The 712-nt window shown below is 59.3% G+C and carries 1 protein-coding gene; it reads right to left on the bottom strand.

Going from position 1 to position 712, the window contains the following annotated elements; genetic code table 11:
* Window positions 1-660 (bottom strand): ABC transporter permease (locus EN780_RS36230; RefSeq protein WP_133372952.1); only part of this gene is annotated, 660 nt, incomplete at its 3' end.
* Window positions 661-712 lie beyond the last annotated feature (52 nt).

Raw genomic sequence — 712 nt, 5'->3', positions numbered from 1 at the left:
CTCCAGGGCATTCAGGGCCGAGATGATCGTGAAATTTATGGTGAGGTAAATCGCGCCCGCAGCCACGAAAACTTCGACGGCGCGATAAGTCTGAGAAATCAACCCCTGGGCTATGCCTGTCACTTCCATCAGGGTGACGATCGATGCCAGCGACGTACCCTTCACCATGAGGATGATCTCGTTGCTGTAGCTTGGAATGGCTTGGCGCAGCGCCAAAGGCAGAACGACGAGGCGCAGTGTCTGGATCCGTGTCATCCCGAAAGCGGAAGCGGCCTCGACAAGACCGCGCGGCACGCCTTGTATTGCGCCCCGCAGGATCTCGCTGCCATAGGCTGCGGTATTGAGACTGAGTGCGATGATGGCGCACCAATAGGGCTCGCGAAACAGCCACCAGAGCCCAACAGCCTGAAGCGTGGGACGGAACTGGCCGAGGCCGTAATAGATGAGGAATATCTGGACGAGCAATGGCGTGCCGCGAAAGACGGCGACGAAGGCGCGTATCGGCCAGACCAGCATCCGATGGTTTCCCTGCTGCGCCAGTGCGAGCAACAGGGCCAAGGCAAAGCCTATTGCGATCGACAGCCCAGCAAGCTGCAAGGTCAGCGGCAAGCCGGAGAGCAGGGTTGGAATGATCTCGACAAAGAAATGCAGGTCGATCATGCGTGGACCATGCCTCGCCACGCTCGTGTCTCGCCGTAGCGGAAGACCGATC

The organism is Mesorhizobium sp. M4B.F.Ca.ET.089.01.1.1 (genome assembly GCF_004022605.1).
Classification (GTDB): domain Bacteria; phylum Pseudomonadota; class Alphaproteobacteria; order Rhizobiales; family Rhizobiaceae; genus Mesorhizobium; species Mesorhizobium abyssinicae.
Note: the sequence above shows the minus strand (reverse complement) of the source record. Positions and strands in the feature narration are given on the sequence as shown.